The 17,028-nt window shown below is 59.8% G+C and carries 14 protein-coding genes; 7 read left to right on the forward strand and 7 right to left on the reverse strand.

Features of this window, described 5'->3' with window-relative positions; genetic code table 11:
- Positions 1-346 precede the first annotated feature (346 nt).
- Entirely contained in the window at positions 347-1,000 is a 654-nt protein-coding gene (locus QDT79_RS03450) for a TetR/AcrR family transcriptional regulator (RefSeq protein ID WP_063990809.1), read from the reverse strand.
- 248 nt (positions 1,001-1,248) lie between these two features.
- Between QDT79_RS03450 and QDT79_RS03455 the strand changes: the two genes are divergently transcribed.
- Positions 1,249-2,466, forward strand: a complete 1,218-nt coding sequence (locus tag QDT79_RS03455; RefSeq protein ID WP_130018748.1) for a Tm-1-like ATP-binding domain-containing protein — start codon at positions 1,249-1,251, stop codon at positions 2,464-2,466.
- A gap of 94 nt (positions 2,467-2,560) precedes the next feature.
- On the opposite strand, the gene spy is transcribed toward QDT79_RS03455, so the two are convergent.
- On the reverse strand, positions 2,561-3,049 hold the full coding sequence (spy, locus tag QDT79_RS03460; protein ID WP_063990806.1) for an ATP-independent periplasmic protein-refolding chaperone Spy: 489 nt from the start codon (positions 3,047-3,049) through the stop codon (positions 2,561-2,563).
- A 534-nt stretch (positions 3,050-3,583) separates the two neighbouring features.
- Here spy and pdeR point away from each other — a divergent pair.
- Complete coding sequence (gene pdeR / locus QDT79_RS03465; RefSeq protein WP_063990805.1) at positions 3,584-5,578, forward strand: cyclic di-GMP phosphodiesterase; 1,995 nt, start codon at positions 3,584-3,586, stop codon at positions 5,576-5,578.
- Positions 5,579-5,594: 16 nt separating this feature from the next.
- Here the strand turns inward: pdeR and QDT79_RS03470 are convergent, their stop codons facing one another.
- Positions 5,595-6,461 carry a crotonase/enoyl-CoA hydratase family protein gene (locus QDT79_RS03470; protein WP_063990804.1) on the reverse strand — a complete coding sequence of 289 codons (867 nt, stop codon included), beginning with the start codon at positions 6,459-6,461 and terminating at the stop codon, positions 5,595-5,597.
- Positions 6,462-6,802: 341 nt separating this feature from the next.
- Between QDT79_RS03470 and yhjD the strand changes: the two genes are divergently transcribed.
- Positions 6,803-7,822, forward strand: a complete 1,020-nt coding sequence (gene yhjD / locus QDT79_RS03475) for an inner membrane protein YhjD (protein ID WP_063990803.1) — start codon at positions 6,803-6,805, stop codon at positions 7,820-7,822.
- 10 nt (positions 7,823-7,832) lie between these two features.
- On the opposite strand, the gene QDT79_RS03480 is transcribed toward yhjD, so the two are convergent.
- Positions 7,833-7,979 (reverse strand): hypothetical protein, encoded by a 147-nt coding sequence (locus QDT79_RS03480; RefSeq protein WP_308316209.1) that lies wholly within the window; start codon positions 7,977-7,979, stop codon positions 7,833-7,835.
- Between the two features lie 171 nt (positions 7,980-8,150).
- Between QDT79_RS03480 and QDT79_RS03485 the strand changes: the two genes are divergently transcribed.
- Positions 8,151-9,473 (forward strand): MFS transporter, encoded by a 1,323-nt coding sequence (locus QDT79_RS03485; RefSeq protein ID WP_308316210.1) that lies wholly within the window; start codon positions 8,151-8,153, stop codon positions 9,471-9,473.
- Positions 9,474-9,575: 102 nt separating this feature from the next.
- On the forward strand, positions 9,576-10,343 hold the full coding sequence (locus QDT79_RS03490) for a CDP-diacylglycerol diphosphatase (protein ID WP_107228010.1): 768 nt from the start codon (positions 9,576-9,578) through the stop codon (positions 10,341-10,343).
- Here the strand turns inward: QDT79_RS03490 and QDT79_RS03495 are convergent, their stop codons facing one another.
- Both QDT79_RS03495 and pdeH read right to left on the reverse strand, forming a co-directional pair.
- The gene (locus tag QDT79_RS03495; RefSeq protein WP_308316211.1) at positions 10,344-12,383 is read right to left on the reverse strand and encodes an AsmA family protein; all 2,040 of its coding nucleotides are present in this window, start codon (positions 12,381-12,383) and stop codon (positions 10,344-10,346) included. It lies immediately after the preceding gene.
- Between the two features lie 90 nt (positions 12,384-12,473).
- Positions 12,474-13,265, reverse strand: a complete 792-nt coding sequence (gene pdeH, locus QDT79_RS03500) for a cyclic-guanylate-specific phosphodiesterase (RefSeq protein WP_308316212.1) — start codon at positions 13,263-13,265, stop codon at positions 12,474-12,476.
- 240 nt (positions 13,266-13,505) lie between these two features.
- Between pdeH and kdgK the strand changes: the two genes are divergently transcribed.
- Positions 13,506-14,441, forward strand: a complete 936-nt coding sequence (kdgK, locus tag QDT79_RS03505; RefSeq protein ID WP_308316213.1) for a 2-dehydro-3-deoxygluconokinase — start codon at positions 13,506-13,508, stop codon at positions 14,439-14,441.
- A 48-nt stretch (positions 14,442-14,489) separates the two neighbouring features.
- On the opposite strand, the gene ilvC is transcribed toward kdgK, so the two are convergent.
- A complete protein-coding gene (gene ilvC, locus QDT79_RS03510) occupies positions 14,490-15,965 on the reverse strand; it encodes a ketol-acid reductoisomerase (RefSeq protein WP_038874693.1) in 1,476 nt (491 codons plus the stop codon).
- Positions 15,966-16,133: 168 nt separating this feature from the next.
- Here ilvC and ilvY point away from each other — a divergent pair, with 168 nt between their 5' ends.
- Positions 16,134-17,024 (forward strand): HTH-type transcriptional activator IlvY, encoded by an 891-nt coding sequence (gene ilvY / locus QDT79_RS03515; RefSeq protein ID WP_063990808.1) that lies wholly within the window; start codon positions 16,134-16,136, stop codon positions 17,022-17,024.
- Positions 17,025-17,028 lie beyond the last annotated feature (4 nt).

Raw genomic sequence — 17,028 nt, forward strand, 5'->3', positions numbered from 1 at the left:
TTGTGTAACAGTTTGGTAACACCAAATAAATAAAGCACAACAATCTCAAGTGCGCTTAATGTGTCATCCGGCAGTCAGGAGGGAGGAGAGAAAGTTTCAGGGGTGAATCAGGCCAGTGCCGATAAGAAATGGCAATGACGCTTACCGGCATCGAAGCGGCAATAACAAGTGGAGAAATAAATTATAATTCACTAATAAATAAAGATATAATTCAGAATGGAGTGATGAACGTGGCCGCCTGAAAAGTGCTTCACAGGCGTCTTTTATCACTTTTTATTATAAATTTTGCCAATATTCACTTAGTGAATTATGCTGGATTTTCACTCAGCCATCGGCAAAAATTGGATTATCCTGCTGATGTTTTTTTGCGGTTCATCGCGTCCTCTTCCGCCTGACGCAGGATGGCTTTGGCCATCCATTGCGTGACATCCTGAATGCTTTCAAGCTCCAGCCCCCAGATATCTTTCAGCACCAAGAACACTTCCGAGCCGTAAATCAGCGAGAAAGCATAAATCACTCTCTGCAGAGAGTCCGGCGGCAGTTTGCCCTGCAGCGGTTCTACCGCCAGCGTCAACAAACGCTTGCGGTTGCCGCGCACGAATTTTTCACCCGGCGTGGCGTTCGCCCACTGCTGCAAAGAGAGCTGCAGTGCCGCGCGCAATGCACCCTCGTGCCGCTCCATCTGAGGATAGGCGAAGGTCAGCAACTGCTGGATGCGCTTCAGGGCATCATCGTCTTGCGGGCGCCATTCCAGAATAGGCCCCAGGCTTTCCGCCACCACGGCGCTAATCAGCGCACTCTGGGTCGGAAAGTAGCGATAAGCCGTCGCGCGCGAGACCTGTGCATGCGTCGCCAGTTCGGTGATCGAAGGAAACGCCCCTTCGTCATACAACGCCATCGCGCTGGCCAGCAACAAACGGTAGGTTTTTGCCCGGGTGGAGGTCAATGAAGGATCGAACGGAGTGGAAAAAGCATCTATCGGCACATAAACCTCATGCATCTGCACACGCTTGCGCAACAGAGGATGCGCCTCTGTCGACTGGCCGCCGGCAAAGCGCCGGCCACATTGAAAAGCTCAAAAATGAGACAGAAGTCCCATTTTGCATCGAGCAGCCCTTGCAAAAATGATACTGCCGTCTCATTATATAAATACATTAATCAATTTAATTTAAATGCCAACGCCAGGGCACTAAAAAAATATAATATATTAATTTTCAAATAAAAATTATAATCCTCTCGGAAAAATACATGAGAAACACTTCAAGTTTTGTCTATATTGCTACCACAGCAGATACCAAAGGACAAGAGTTGGAGTACGTACAGCGATTGATCGCTGCCCTGAATTTACCTACGCGAACCGTCGATCTCTCCACCCGCAGCCTGCCGTTTGATTCCCCCGCCGATATCAGCCCAGAGGACGTTGCCCGCCACCATCCGGCAGGCGCCGGCGCGGTCTTCTGCGCCAGCCGCGGCCAGGCGATCGCGGCCATGGCAACCGCTTTCGAACGCTTTATCCTAACGCGCCGCGATATTGCTGCCTTGCTTGGTCTGGGCGGCTCCGGCGGCACCGCCATCATCACGCCGGCCATGCAGCTGCTGCCGATCGGCCTGCCGAAAATAATGGTCTCAAGCATGGCGGCGGGAGACGTTTCCCCCTATGTCGGCGCCAGTGATATCAACATGCTGTATTCGGTCACCGATCTCGCCGGCCTGAACCGCATCTCGCGACGGGTGCTCGGCAATGCGGCGCGACAGATAGCCGGCGCAGTGCACTTCGCCGCCGTCGACTATGACGACCACAAACCCGCGATCGGCCTGACGACGTTTGGTGTTACCACACCCTGCGTTCAGGCGTTAGTTGCCGAACTGGGATCGCAATGGGATTGTCTGACGTTTCATGCGACCGGCAGCGGCGGCAGATCGTTGGAAAAACTGATCGATAACCGCCAGCTGCACGGCGCCATCGATTTGACCACCACCGAAGTGGCCGATTACCTGTTTGGCGGCGTGCTGCCCTGCACTACAGATCGTTTCGGCGCCATCGCACGTACCGGCATCCCGTGCGTGCTTTCCTGCGGCGCGATAGACATGATTAACTTCGGCGCGCCGCATACGGTACCGGCTCGCTATACCAACCGTCTGCGTCACCCTCACAACCCGCAAGTGACGCTGGTGCGCACCAGCGTGCGGGAGAATGCGTTAATGGGGCGTTGGATGGGCGAAAAGATCAATGCCTGCGTAGGCGAAGTGCGTTTCGTTATCCCAACGGGCGGCGTATCGGCTTTGGATGCGCCCGGACAACCGTTCTGGGATCCGGCGGCGCTGGCCGCCTTTATGCAAGCGCTGGAAGAAACGGTACACGCCACCGACAAACGCCGGGTGATAAAAACGCCTTATCATATTAACGACCCATGCTTTGCCCAGGCCGTAGCCGAACAGTTCCGGTACATTGTCGGCGGAGAATGATTATCACTCACTGCATAGCCTGCCAGTGATAACGCCAAATAGAAAAAGGGCCAGACAAATAGTCTGGCCCTTTTTTATTCATCGCGAGCGGATATTACTGACCGGAGGACATCTGCTCCTTCATTTTATTCATGTGGTCCATCATCTTTTGCTCACGTTTCTGATAATTCTCATTGTATTGTTTTTTCTGCTCAGGCGTCAGCAGGTTATACATTTTATTTTCCGCTTTGGCGCGCTCCAGCATGCGTTCGGATTGCGCTTTGCCGATCGCGTCAATTTGCGCCTTCGCCTTCGCTTCGTCAAAGCTGTCGGAAGCGACCAGATTGTGCAGCGCCTGGCGCTCCTCTTTCATGCCCGGCCCGCGCTTCTGGTGCGACTCTTTCATGATATCGCGCATCTGCTGGCGCTGCTGCTCGGTCAGGTTCAGCCCGGCGAACGGGCCGCCTTTGCCTTCACCCTTGTGATGCATCATTTTCATCGGTGCCGCGTCCGCCGCCGGGGCAGTGGTGTCTGCAGCGAACGCTGCGGAAGCAGAACCCAGAGCCAGCGTGGAAGCAATAAATAAAGCCGTCAATTTACGCATAATCATTTCCTTAAAAGTTTTTCTTCATCAGGAGCGCTGTACGTTAACAGGCTCATCGTCGTCGGAGATAATAATAGGCTGATAAATTTCAAGTAATGAGAGGGTGTGTAAACTTTTTAAAACCCGTCTCGGATTTATTCAGCAATTATGAGAAAACTATGAAGATGGCGTTTATTTGATGGAAATTTTAATTTCCCGGCAAAAATCCCCCCGGTGGAGTTATTTTTCCGTTTTCCCCTCACCGCTATAATTTACTCGCCTGCAAGGCAACCTTGCATCAACCGTTTTCCGACAGCAGGGGAAATCAGTACAAGCATCATACGATCCGATGTTCTCCTACACTTGAAGACAAGCGGCCGCCGGGCGACGTTTACACCGCAAAACTAATCATTGCTTATATAATAGTTTCTATCACCCGCCCCGCCTGTGAAAACCTGTTATATGATGCACAGAGGCGTACGGCGATCGCTTTCGGGCCAACAGACTGCCCGGAGCTGCGCCGGCCGTCCGCCCGTGCTCTTTTGAGGAATTGTCATGCCCGCAGACCAAGGCCCTGAGCTTCTTAGCGCTCACTTCGGCACCCAAAGCCCCCACTGGCGGCTGGCGTTTGACAGCCATGCCCTGGAGCTGTCCGCCGTTAAGGGCAAAGCCCACGTCGCGGTGGCGCTCAGCGCCATGGAAGCGGCGAAAATCCGCCGTCTGACCGGCGTGACCGCCAGTCTCGAGCTGACCATTACGCTAGCCGGTGAACCGCTGCATCTGCATCTGGTCGGGCGCCGCGTCAACAACCTCGAATGGGCGGGCACCGCTTCCGCCTTCAGCGACACCCAATCCGTGGCGCGCGACCTGGTGCACGGTCTCTCCTTCGCCGAGCAGGTGGTGTCCGAAGCCAACTCGGTGATCGTGATCGTCGATCAGCACGGCCGCATTCAGCGTTTCAACCGGCTGAGCGAGGAGTACACCGGGCTGCGCGAACACGAGGTGATCGGCAAAAACGTTTTCCAGCTGTTTATGAGCCCGGAAGAAGCCGCCGCCTCGCGGCGCAACATCGCCGGCTTCTTTCGCAACGGTTCGTCCTATGAGGTGGAACGCTGGGTAAAGACGGTCAAGGGTGAACGGCTGTTCCTGTTCCGCAACAAATTCGTGCACAGCGGCAGCGGCAAAAACGAGGTATATCTTATCTGCTCCGGTACCGACATCACCGAAGAACGCCGGGCGCAGGAACGGCTGCGGGTGCTGGCCAACACCGATCTCATCACCGGCCTGCCAAACCGTAACGCCATACAGGACAAGATCAATCACGCCATCGCCACGCGCGGCGAAGAGAGTTTCGGCCTGGTGTACCTCGATCTCGACAACTTCAAAAAGGTCAACGACGCCTACGGCCATATGTTCGGCGATCGGCTGCTGGTCGAGGTCGCGCTGGCGATCCTCGGCTGCCTGAGCCCGGATCAGGTGCTCGCCCGCCTCGGCGGCGACGAATTCTTGGTGCTGGCGCCGCAAACCGATCGCGAGCGCCTGCAAACGCTGGCGCAGCGCATTATCGACAGGCTGAAGACCCCTTTCCGCATTGGTCTGATTGAGGTGTATACCGGCTGTTCAATCGGCATCGCGCTGTGCCCGGAGCACGGCAACGATCTCGACAGCCTGATCCGCAGCGCCGATACCGCCATGTACGTCGCCAAGGAGCATGGCAAACGCACCTATACCGTCTTCTCGCCGGAGATGAACAAGCGCGTCGCCGAGTACATGTGGCTGGACACCAACCTGCGCAAAGGGCTGGAGCAAAATCAGCTGGTGCTGTATTACCAGCCTAAAATCGACGCACGCAGCGGCGAAGTGCACAGCGTGGAAGCGTTGGTGCGCTGGGATTCGCCGGAGCGCGGTCTGATCCCGCCGCTGCAGTTCATTTCCTACGCCGAGGAGTCCGGCCTGATCGGCCCGCTCGGCCAATGGGTGCTGCAGACCGCCGCCGGGCAGGCGGCGCAGTGGCAAGAACAGGGCTTGAATCTGCGAGTGGCGGTCAACCTCTCTGCCCGGCAGCTGGCCGATGACAGCATCGTCAACGACTTGCTCGGGGTGCTGCGCCGTCACCGTATGGCCCCCTGTCTGCTGGACTTCGAGTTGACCGAAAGCAGCCTGATTGAAGACGAGAACCGCGCGCGCTCACTGATCACCCGGCTGCGCGAACTGGGCGCACAGGTGCATCTCGACGACTTTGGCACCGGCTATTCGTCGCTGGCGCAGCTGGCGCGCATTCCGCTGGATGCCATCAAGCTGGATAAAAGCTTCGTGCGCGGGGTGAATTTCAACCCAGTATCGCAATCGCTGGTGCGCGCGATCGTCGCGGCGGCGGAGGCGTTGGCCTTCCGCGTGATCGCCGAAGGGGTGGAGACCGAGAGCGAAAACCAGTTCCTCGACGAGGTCGGCGTGGATGAAAAACAGGGCTTTCTGTTTGCGCGGCCAATGCTCCCGGAACAGCTGGAGCATTGGCTGCAGTCCTATCGCCCGCGCTCACCCTCCGCATGAGGCGGGCGCGTTAACGTTAGCCGGCACGACGCAGGTTCAGAGTATGGCGATCCTGCAACATCACCAACCGCTCGATGTAGGCGCGGTCTTTTTCCTCGATGGTAAAGGCCGAGTGCACCCAATCTTCGGTAATGTCCATCAGCTCCGAACGCGTCAGCTGCAACACGCGCTGACGCGCCCGCAGCATGGCGCGCATGCCATTGAGCTTCGGCCGGATGGTATCGATAAAGGTGCGCGTCGCCATGTAGGCGTCGCCGGGCTGGAACAGCTGGTCCACCAACCCGCGGCTCTCGAACCATTCTGCGGTGTGCGACTCACCGCCCCAAATCAGCTCCTCGGCCAAGCGCATGCCCGCCTTGCGCGCCACCAGCGAGTAACCGCCCATACCGGGAAACAGGTTGAACGCGATCTCCGGAAACCCCATGCGCGCGTTGTTCTGCGCCAGCACGAAATGGTGCGCCAGCGCCGCTTCAAAACCGCCGCCCAACGCGCTGCCCTCGATCATCGCAATGCTGACCGCGCCGGTGTCGAAACCGCGCGCCGCCGCATGCACGCAGTCGATGCAGGCGCGCGCGTAGGCCATCATCGCCTCGCGCTTGCGGTTTTTGATCGCTTCGGCGAAGAACTGCAGATCGCCGCCGACGTTGAACATGTTCGGCACCAGCGAGCCGGTGACCCAAAAATCGAACCGCAGCGAAGACTCCTTCGCCGCCTGCGCCAGCGTCATGATGTCTTCGATCAGCGCCTGGTTGAAGCAGGGGCGCGGCGCGGCGCGCAGCAGCATCCACATAATGTGCCGCCCTTCTTCATAGTAGGCGGAAAGCTGCGACAGATTGCCCGCTTCGGTAAACGGACGGCAGGTGGGATGATTAAGCAATTTCATAAGACCTTCCAGTTTTTCTGTTGATGACGGATGAGACCGTTCCAGCCCCTACGGCTGCAGCGGAGCGGCGGTCGGCAAAGCGCGACGCCACATCATGAGTAAACGCTTTCTCGCCGACGAAACAGATAAAAATTGGAGGTAGGGAAGTGAAAAAAACCGAGGCGCCACGCGGTTTTCATAAGAATTTTACCTATCGGTCCCTCCCCGGCATTTCATGCCGGGCGCTAACGCGCTAAGCTCGGAAAATAACCGTTTGCCGCCCCGGCGCTCAAAACGCCGCGGGGCTTTGGCTATAATCAATGCTGAAACATGCCGTTTAACGTTAAGGAAATCGTGAAGTAATGCCTACAGGACCAGACCAGGAACAGCGCCAGCCCTCACAAAACACGCCGCCGAAGCCGCTTATCGCCATCAAGACCGGCCATGAGACCCTCGACCGCCGCATCGGTGGTTTTTCACGTCTGATTGAACGCATCAAAGCCTGGCCGAGCGTGGCGCACCTGCTGCGTGCGGCCGAACGCTTTAACGATCGGCTGGGTAGCCAGTTTGGCGCCGCCATCACCTATTTTTCATTCCTTTCGCTGATCCCGATCCTGATGGTGTCGTTCGCCGCCGCCGGCTTCGTGCTGGCCTCCAATCCGGATCTGCTGGCCCGATTGATCAACCGCATCGTCGGCAGCATCAGCGATCCGACGCTGGCCAGCACGCTGAAGAACACCGTCAACACCGCCATTCAGCAGCGCACCACCGTGGGGTTGACCGGTCTGGCGCTGGCGCTCTATTCCGGCATCAGCTGGATGGGCAACCTGCGTGAAGCGATCCGCGCGCAGTCGCGCGATGTCTGGGAGCGCAATCCGCAGGATCAGGAGAAAATCTACTTCAAGTACACCCGCGACTTCATCTCGCTGACCGGCCTGGTGGTCGCGCTGATCATTACGCTGTCGCTGACTTCGGTCGCCGGGTCGGCGCAGGCGGCGATCGTCAATGCGCTGGGGCTGGACGGCATCGAATGGCTGCGGCCGGCGCTGACGCTGATCGCGCTGTCGATCTCGATTTTCGCCAACTATCTGCTGTTCCTGTGGATTTTCTGGATGCTGCCGCGCCACAAACCGAAGAAAAAAGCGCTGCTGCGCGGCACCTTGCTCGCCGCCATCGGCTTTGAGGTGATCAAGTTCGTGATGACGATGACGCTGCCGCAGGTAGCGAAGTCGCCTTCCGGCGCGGCCTTCGGTTCGGTGATCGGACTGATGGCGTTCTTCTACTTCTTCGCCCGTTTGACGCTGTTTTGCGCCGCCTGGATCGCGACCGCCGACTACAAAGGCGACAAAGCGTTGCCGGAACGCGAGCCGCCGGCGCGCTGAAGCCATGCAATCATGCCGGTGTTATCGTACACACCGGCACTTTCCCCTGGTTAATAACCAAAAAACCAGTCAATTCATCTGAATCGTGCGGTAAGCCATCCGGCAAACCAGCATAACAAACTGCCCCATCACTTTTCTTTGCCGTTTTTTCAGCCATTCCCTCTGCACGAAAGCCATTTCTCAACGTTTAACGCTGCAGAAAAGAATTCTGGTAAAACATTAGTCTTTTTAACCGGTTAGGCGCGGCATTGCCCAAAGCGCCCGCGTTGAAAACGCCGCATGCTGTCACTAAGATGGATTTTTACCCCCTCCAACAATAAGAAATATTATGCAAGCCACCATCGCACCCCCACTCGACGCCGACGAGGCATCCACACCGGTGAACTCCCGCGGGAAAGTCATCGTCGCCTCACTGGTCGGCACCGCCATCGAGTTCTTCGACTTTTACATCTATGCCACCGCGGCCGTGATCGTGTTCCCGCATATTTTCTTCCCGCAGGGCGACCCGACCACCGCGACGCTGCAGTCGCTGGCCACCTTCGCCGTCGCCTTTGTCGCGCGCCCTATCGGTTCAGCGCTGTTCGGCCACTTCGGCGATCGCGTGGGGCGCAAGGTGACGCTGGTCGCCTCGCTGCTGACCATGGGGGTTTCCACCGTGCTGATCGGCCTGCTGCCGAGCTATGAAACCATCGGCATCTTCGCCCCTATCCTGCTGGCGCTGGCGCGCTTTGGCCAGGGCCTGGGGCTGGGCGGTGAGTGGGGCGGTGCCGCCCTGCTGGCGACGGAGAACGCGCCGGCCAAAAAGCGCGCGCTGTACGGCTCTTTCCCCCAGTTGGGTGCGCCGATCGGCTTCTTCTTCGCCAACGGCACTTTCCTGCTGCTCTCCTGGCTGCTGAGCGACCAGCAATTTATGGAATGGGGCTGGCGCGTGCCGTTCATCCTCTCCGCGGCGCTGGTGCTGATTGGCCTGTATGTTCGGGTATCGCTGCATGAAACGCCGGTGTTCGCCAAAGCGGCCAAGGCCGGCAAACAGGTGAAAGTGCCGCTCGGCACGCTGCTGAGCAAGCATCTGAAAGCCACCATCCTCGGCACCTTCATCATGCTGGCGACCTACACGCTGTTTTATCTGATGACGGTGTATTCGATGACCTACGGCACCACGCCGCAGCCGTTGGGGCTCGGCTACTCCCGCAACAGCTTCCTGTGGATGCTGATGGTGGCGGTAATCGGTTTCGGCGTGATGGTACCGATCGCCGGCCTGCTGGCGGACGCGTTCGGCCGCCGCAAGACCATGATCGCCATTACCCTGCTGATGATCGGCTTCGCGTTCCTGTTCCCGACCCTGCTGGGTTCCGGTAACCAGGCGCTGGTGATGGGCTTCCTGCTGTGCGGCCTGAGCATCATGGGGCTGACCTTTGGCCCGATGGGCGCGCTGCTACCGGAGCTGTTCCCTACCGAAGTGCGCTATACCGGCGCGTCGTTCTCCTACAACGTCGCGTCGATCCTCGGCGCGTCCGTGGCGCCTTATATCGCCACCTGGCTGGCGGCTCATTACGGGCTGTTCTACGTCGGCATGTACCTGGCGGCAATGGCCGGGCTGACGCTGCTGGCCCTGCTGCTGATGAAAGAAACCCGCCACCAGTCGCTGTGATCCCCTATGGCCTCCCTCACTGCGGGGGGCCGCACGCGTTGTTCGTTTCCTGTCATAAAACCGGGCTATGCTGGATGTTTATCTCGGTAATAGGATCGGCCGATGTCTCTGCGTCGTGGGGTATTTATCTGCGTTGCGCTGCTGGCGGCTCTCGCCATCGCGCTCTATTACGGGTTGAAACCTGACCATCCCGATGCGCTGTGGCGCATCGTCAGCCAGCAATGTCTACCCAATCAACAAGCGCATGACAACCCGGCGCCCTGCGCGCAGGTGGATGTGCCGGCCGGCTTCGTGGTGTTTAAAGATCGCAACGGACCGCTGCAATACCTGCTGATGCCCAGCGCCAAAATCACCGGGATAGAAAGCCCGGCGGTGCTGGACGCCGACACGCCGAATTTCTTCGCCCAGGCCTGGCGCGCGCGCCACGTGATGGCGGAACGCTATGGCAAACCGATTGACGACGGCGATATTTCACTGGCGATCAACTCGGAATATGGCCGCACGCAAAACCAGCTGCATATTCATATCTCCTGCCTGTTGCCGGCGGTCAAACAGCGGCTGGCGCAGATCGGCCCCGATTTCATCGATCAATGGCAACCGCTGCCCGGTGGTCTGTTGGGGCATGATTATCTGGGACGGCGGGTGACCCCCGCCGAGCTGGAACAACAGGGCGCCTTCCGCCTGTTGGCCTCCGGCCTGCCGCGCGCCGACGGGCGCATGGGCAGCTTCGGCCTGGCGATGACCGCGCTGCCGGATGGTGATTTCCTGCTGCTGGCGACCGAGCGCAGCCTGCTGCCGTTCACCCTGGCCTCGGCGGAAGAGATCCAGGATCACGACTGCCGGCTGCTCACGCCGCCGCCGCGCGCCTGATTATTTTTTGCCTTTCATCTCCCGCAGGATCTGCCCGCACTGGTTCTCCTCGCCGCCTTCACTGGGCGAGACCAGCGCCAGCAGCGCCGCCGCCGGCGTCAGCACCGCCCCCAACGCTACCGCCGCCGCGCCGCGCGCGATCAGCGGCCCGGCTTTCACCCCGGCGTCCGGGTGCTTGAAGGTGCCTTTCACGTACAGCGGCGAACGCAGGGTCAGCACGCGCATCCCCTTGCTTTCCGGATCGATGGATAAATCCAGCCGTTCGGTGGCGAGGTTGGTGTTGCCGGTGATGTTGATCACCGCGTTCTCGGTGTCGAACACGAACAGCCGCGGCGCGGCGACGCCGCTGCGGATGCCGACGTCCGCCGCCGCGCAGTTGATGCCCACCACGTCGTCGCCGAACAGTTGCGCCACCAGATAGTTGCCGACGTTCAGGCCAAGGATCTCCATCAGGCTACGGCTGATCACCCCGTTATTGATCAACAGGCGCAGGTCGCCGTTGCTGGTCGCCAGCAGCTCGGCCACCGAATTGCCGCTGCCCGCCAGCCTGGCGTCGCCGTTCATCTGTCCGAGGCTGCGCTTCATCGCCGCTACGTTCGGCAACAGCTGTTTGAGCTGGAGTTTGCGCGCGTGCATATCCACCTGGCCGCGCATCGGCTTTTTGCCGCCGTCGAGGCGCACGACGGCGTTCAGGCTGCCGCCCGCCATGCCGAAGCGCAGCGGATCCAGGCGCAGTTCGCCATTGTTCAGCTTCAGGTGCGTGGCCAAATCGCTCAGCGGCAAATCGCTGCCGCGTTCAATGCGTGCGGCGGCAAACTTCACGTCCGCATCCATCTTGCGCCAGCTTTGCGTATCGAACTGTTCGACCGGCAGCACTTTATCCGCCGGCTGGCGGCTCTTCTCGCCGCGCCCGGCTTTGGCGGCGTTGGAGTCCGCGCCGATCAGCGGCGCCAGATCCGCCAACCTCAGCTGCCGGGAGCTCACCGCACCGCTCAGCGTCGGCCGCGGTTTACCGGCAACGTATTTCAAGTCGCCGTGAATGTCGCTGTCGCCGATTTTGCCGTCGAATTTCTGATATTCGAACACGGCGCCGCCCGGCTGATGCAGGCGGGCAATCAGATGGCCATCGGTCGCATACGGCGGCGTGTTCGGCAGCAGCACGCCGGTCAAGCCATAGAGGTTACCCAGGCTTTCGCCGGAAAATTTCAGCTGCACGTCCAGGCCGCCGAGATTCAGCGGATCGGACAAGGTGCCCGCCACCGCCACCCGGGTGCTGCCGGAGCGCACGTCGGCCTGTAGTGGGAACGGCAAATCGGCGCTCTGCAGCGACAGCATGCCGCCAATCTTGCCGCTGCCGCTCAGCGGTTCGCCGTTATATTTGCCCTTGACCTGCCAACCGAAGACGTAGTCAGGGGTGGCGGCCTTGCCGCCGCTCTGTTTGCCGGTCATTTCACTGAACGGCAGCGGTTTGCCGAGCGGGTCGATGACGGCGCGGAAGTCCGCCTTCAGGGTGGCGTCTTTAAAAGCGATCTGCCCCTTGTCGAACACGATGTCATGAACGGTGAACGACCAAGTGGAAGGCGGTTGCTGCGGATCCTGGCCAGCGGCCAGGTCAAACGTCCAGTTGTTGTCGCCGTTAGCCAGCCGTTGCAACGACGCATTCGGCTGCTTGAGCCAGATGCGCGGGATCAGCAGTTCTTTTCTCAGCAGCGCCAGCGGTGCGATGCTGGCGTCGACGCGCTGCAGCGTCACCATACTGTCGCCGGGCATGTTTTTCGGGTTACCCAGCCACACGTCTTCGGCGTGAATATGCGGCCAGGGCACCCAGGCGCGCCAGCCGCCCTCATCCCGGTTACGCGACCAGTCGACGCCCAGATCGCCGCGGATGGCGAACGGCCGCCGCAGCTCGGCCGACACTTTGTCGTTGATGGTGGGTTTGAGTCGATTCCAGTCGAAGGTAGCGATGAAGATCGCCAGCGCAACGATCGCCAGCAGCACAATGCCGCCAAGCCAGCTGAAAACCTTTCCTGTTCTTGTCATAGGGCTCCCTCAGCACATAAACCGGGCTGCCGAATGAAAGGAAAAGGAATGAGCAGCCCCGTTTAAGCCTAGCTGAGGATAGGCCGGAGTTCACGCCGGCGCGCCGGGCGCGGCGAACAACGTCGGTACGCTGTGCAGAGTTTCAAAGCGCGCAGGGCGGGAAAGATAGTAACCCTGCGCAGCCAACGCGCCGGAACGCTGCACCAGCCGCCACTCCTGCTCGGTTTCCACGCCTTCAACGATCACCCCGTCGCTGTGCTGGTTCATCATCTTGATCAGGGTGCCGAGCAACTGTACGCCCTCTTCAGACTGTTTAAGCAAGGTGAACAACTCGCGCGCCACCTTGATGTATTGATAGCGCCAGGCGCCGACGGCGGAGAAGTTGGCCAGCCCGCTGCCGAAATCGTCCAGCCACAGCCGTTCGCCGCCGACAATCTGCTGCAACGGGCGGTTTGACGCCGTTTCGGCGTGCTCCACCAGCTCGAAGCGCAGATAGGGCATCTCGGCGATCTGCCGTTGCAGCTCGCTATGGCGCTGCAACGCTTGCAGCGCCATACCGTCGATATTGACTGACACCATCACCGCGTGGCGAATGAACAACGCCTGCCAGCGCTGCAACAGCGCCAGCTGCTCCTGGATCACCCGCAAACGCTGTGCGACGCCGAGCGAGGCGAAATACTGTTCGGGGGATTGTCGTTTGTCCGGCTCATTCGGGTGATATACCGCCGTCAGCAGTTCCACCGCCAGCAACGCGCCGCTGGTGCGATAAATCGGCTGGAAGGTATACAAGCGCCGGCATTGCCGCCAGTAGCGCCGCGATTTGGCGCAGGCATAGAGGGCAAAACAGGGCGCCAGCAGACCCGAGATCAGGTTGGTTATCATCGGTACTATCGCCGTGGCGGGGAAGTGAGAGCGCTGCCGCTGTTTCTTTACCCAACTTATCGGCCGCGTCGCGTAAAACTTTAAGCACGAATTGCCGCACGGTTTCTTCTTCACCCTGTTTTGGCATGGGCCGATCGCGATCATAAAAAATCAAAACACTGTTTTAATTTATTGACTACCCCACCGCCTTGCATGGAGACTGGCGGTTGTTGCTTCTTCTTTAGCCAGGGCTTATTGACGATGTCTATCCGAAATCTCGCCGTGATCGGCGAATGCATGATCGAACTGTCGCAGCAGGGTGCGCAGCTGACGCGCGGCTTTGGCGGCGATACCCTCAACACCGCCGTCTACCTCGCCCGCCAAATGCCGGAACAGGCGCTGCAGGTGCATTACGTCACCGCACTCGGCACCGACAGCTTCAGCGGCGAGATGCTGCAGGCCTGGCGGCAAGAGAAGATCGAGACCGGGCTGATTCAGCAGTTGGAAAACAAACTGCCAGGCCTGTACGTGATCGAAACCGACGCCGCCGGCGAACGCACCTTTTACTACTGGCGCAACGACGCCGCCGCCCGGTATTGGCTGGCGGGCCCCCAGGCCGAGGCACTGTGCGCCCGGCTGGCGCAGTTCGATTACCTGTACCTCAGCGGCATTAGCCTGGCGATCCTCGCGCCTGCCGACCGCGCGAAGTTGCTGGCGCTGCTGCGCCGCTGCCGCGCCAACGGCGGCCAGGTTATCTTCGATAACAACTATCGCCCGCGCCTGTGGCCCAGCCATGAGGAAACGCAGCAGGCCTACCGTGAGGTGCTGGCCTGCACCGACATCGCCTTCCTGACGCTGGATGACGAAGAGCTGCTGTGGGGCGCACAGCCGGTTGAACAGGTGGTGGCACGCACGCAGGCGCTCGGCGTCGGTGAGATCGTGATCAAACGCGGCGCGGATGCCTGCCTGGTATTCAGCGTGGAGGGAGAGCGGCTTGAGGTACCGGCGATCACGCTGCCGCCGGAGCGCGTGGTGGATACCACCGCGGCGGGCGACTCTTTCAGCGCCGGTTATCTGGCGGAACGCCTGAACGGCGGCAGCGCCCGGCAGGCGGCTCAGCGCGGCCACCGGCTTGCCGCGACGGTGATCCAACATCGCGGCGCCATCATTCCCGCCGCGGTCATGCCGGAGGCATAAAAAAAGCCGGCATCGCAGCCGGCGTTTTGTTATTTGCCTTGCGGAAAATCAGCCCGCAACGGCGATGCGTTTCATGTCGGTCATGTAGCCACGCAGTTTGCGGCCGACGGTTTCGATAGGGTGGCTGCGCACCGCTTCGTTCACGTCGCGCAGCTGCGCGTTGTCCACCGCCGTACCCGCCGCGGCTTTACCCAAATCGCCCGCCTGCAGGGTGGTCATGAAGTCCTTCAGCAACGGCACCGCCGCGTTGGCGAACAGGTAGTTGCCGTACTCTGCGGTATCGGAGATGACCACGTTCATTTCATACAAACGCTTACGCGCAATGGTGTTGGCGATCAACGGCAGCTCGTGCAGCGACTCGTAGTAAGCCGACTCTTCGATGATGCCGGCATCGACCATGGTTTCGAACGCCAGCTCAACGCCCGCTTTCACCATCGCCACCATCAGCACGCCGTGATCGAAGTACTCTTGCTCGCTGATTTTTCCTTCAAACTGCGGCGCATTCTCGAACGCGGTTTTGCCGGTCTCTTCGCGCCAGGTCAGCAATTTCACATCGTCTTCCGCCCAGTCGGCCATCATGCCGCTCGAGAAAGCGCCGGAGATGATGTCGTCCATGTGCTTCTGGAACAGCGGCGCCATGATGGTTTTCAGCTGTTCGGACAGCGCATAGGCACGCAGCTTGGCCGGGTTGGACAGGCGATCCATCATCAGGGTGATACCGCCCTGCTTCAGCGCTTCGGTGATGGTTTCCCAGCCGAACTGAATCAGTTTCTCGGCGTAAGCCGGATCGGTTCCCTCAGCAACCAGCTTGTCGAAGCACAGCAGCGAACCCGCCTGCAGCATGCCGCACAGAATGGTCTGCTCGCCCATCAGGTCGGATTTCACTTCGGCGACGAAGGAGGACTCCAGCACGCCGGCGCGGTGGCCGCCGGTCGCCGCCGCCCAGGCCTTGGCGATCGCCATGCCTTCGCCTTTCGGATCGTTTTCCGGGTGAACCGCAATCAGGGTCGGCACGCCAAAGCCGCGTTTGTACTCTTCGCGCACTTCGGTGCCCGGGCATTTCGGCGCGACCATCACCACGGTGATGTCTTTACGCACCTGCTCACCCACTTCAACGATGTTGAAGCCGTGGGAGTAACCCAGCGCAGCGCCGTCTTTCATCAGCGGCTGCACCGCACGCACCACGGAAGAGTGCTGCTTGTCCGGGGTCAGGTTGACCACCAGATCCGCCTGCGGGATCAGGTCTTCGTAGGTGCCGACCTTAAAGCCGTTTTCGGTCGCCTTGCGCCAGGAAGCGCGCTTCTCGTCGATCGCTTCTTTGCGCAGGGCATAGGCAACGTCCAGACCGGAATCGCGCATGTTCAGCCCCTGGTTCAGACCCTGGGCGCCACAGCCGACAATCACCACTTTTTTACCTTTCAGGTAGCCGGCTTCGTCAGCAAATTCGTCGCGCGCCATAAAGCGGCATTTACCCAATTGCGCCAACTGCTGACGCAGGTTCAATGTGTTGAAATAGTTAGCCATGGTGGTACTCCGGTTTGATGTTGTCTTGCATTGTTATTTTCATTCCCCGCCCTGTCTGTGCGGAGATTCGTTAAACTCAATGTATAACAGGAAATGCGTTGCTTAAATTGATATATTGAGAACGTGACATTGCAATTTTTGCAACACTCTCACTGCGAGCGCATCGATATGGATTTACGTGATTTAAAGCTGTTCCTGCATCTGGCCGAAAGCCATCACTTCGGGCGCACCGCCAAGGCGATGCACGTCAGCCCGTCGACGCTCTCCCGCCAGATCCAGCGGCTGGAAGAGATCCTCGGGCAGCCGCTGTTCCTGCGCGATAACCGCACCGTGCAGCTGACCGACGCCGGCGAACAGCTGAAAGAATTCGCCCAGCAAACGCTGCTGCAGTATCAGCAGCTGAAGCACTCGCTCGGCCAGCACGGCCCTTCGCTGAGCGGCGAACTGCGGCTGTTCTGCTCGGTGACCGCGGCGTACAGCCACCTGCCACCGATCCTCGATCGCTTCCGCGCTCAGCACCCGCTGGTTGAGATTAAGCTGACCACCGGCGACGCTGCCGATGCGGTCGACAAGGTGCAATCCAACGAGGCCGATCTCGGCATCGCCGGCCGGCCGGAAACGCTGCCCACCAGCGTGGCGTTCACCAAAATCGGCGAAATTCCGCTGGTGCTGATCGCGCCGGCGCTGCCCTGCGCGGTGCGCAGCCAGGCGTTCGCCGACAAGCCCGACTGGACCGAAATCCCGTTCATCCTGCCGGAGCACGGCCCTTCGCGAAAACGCATCGAGCTGTGGTTCCGCCGCCACCGCATCAGCAATCCGCTGATTTACGCCACCGTCGGCGGCCACGAAGCCATCGTGTCGATGGTCGCTCTGGGCTGCGGCATCGCACTGATCCCGAGCGTGGTGGTGGACAATAGCCCAGAGCCGGTACGCAACCGCATCTCGCAGCTGGATAACATCTCGATGGTCGAACCGTTCGAGCTGGGGGTCTGCGTCCAGAAAAAGCGCCTCAGCGATCCGCTGATCGATGCCTTTTGGCGCTTGCTGCATCCCCGCTAACGCG

This window comes from Serratia marcescens (assembly GCF_029846115.1).
GTDB classification, from domain to species: domain Bacteria; phylum Pseudomonadota; class Gammaproteobacteria; order Enterobacterales; family Enterobacteriaceae; genus Serratia; species Serratia marcescens_L.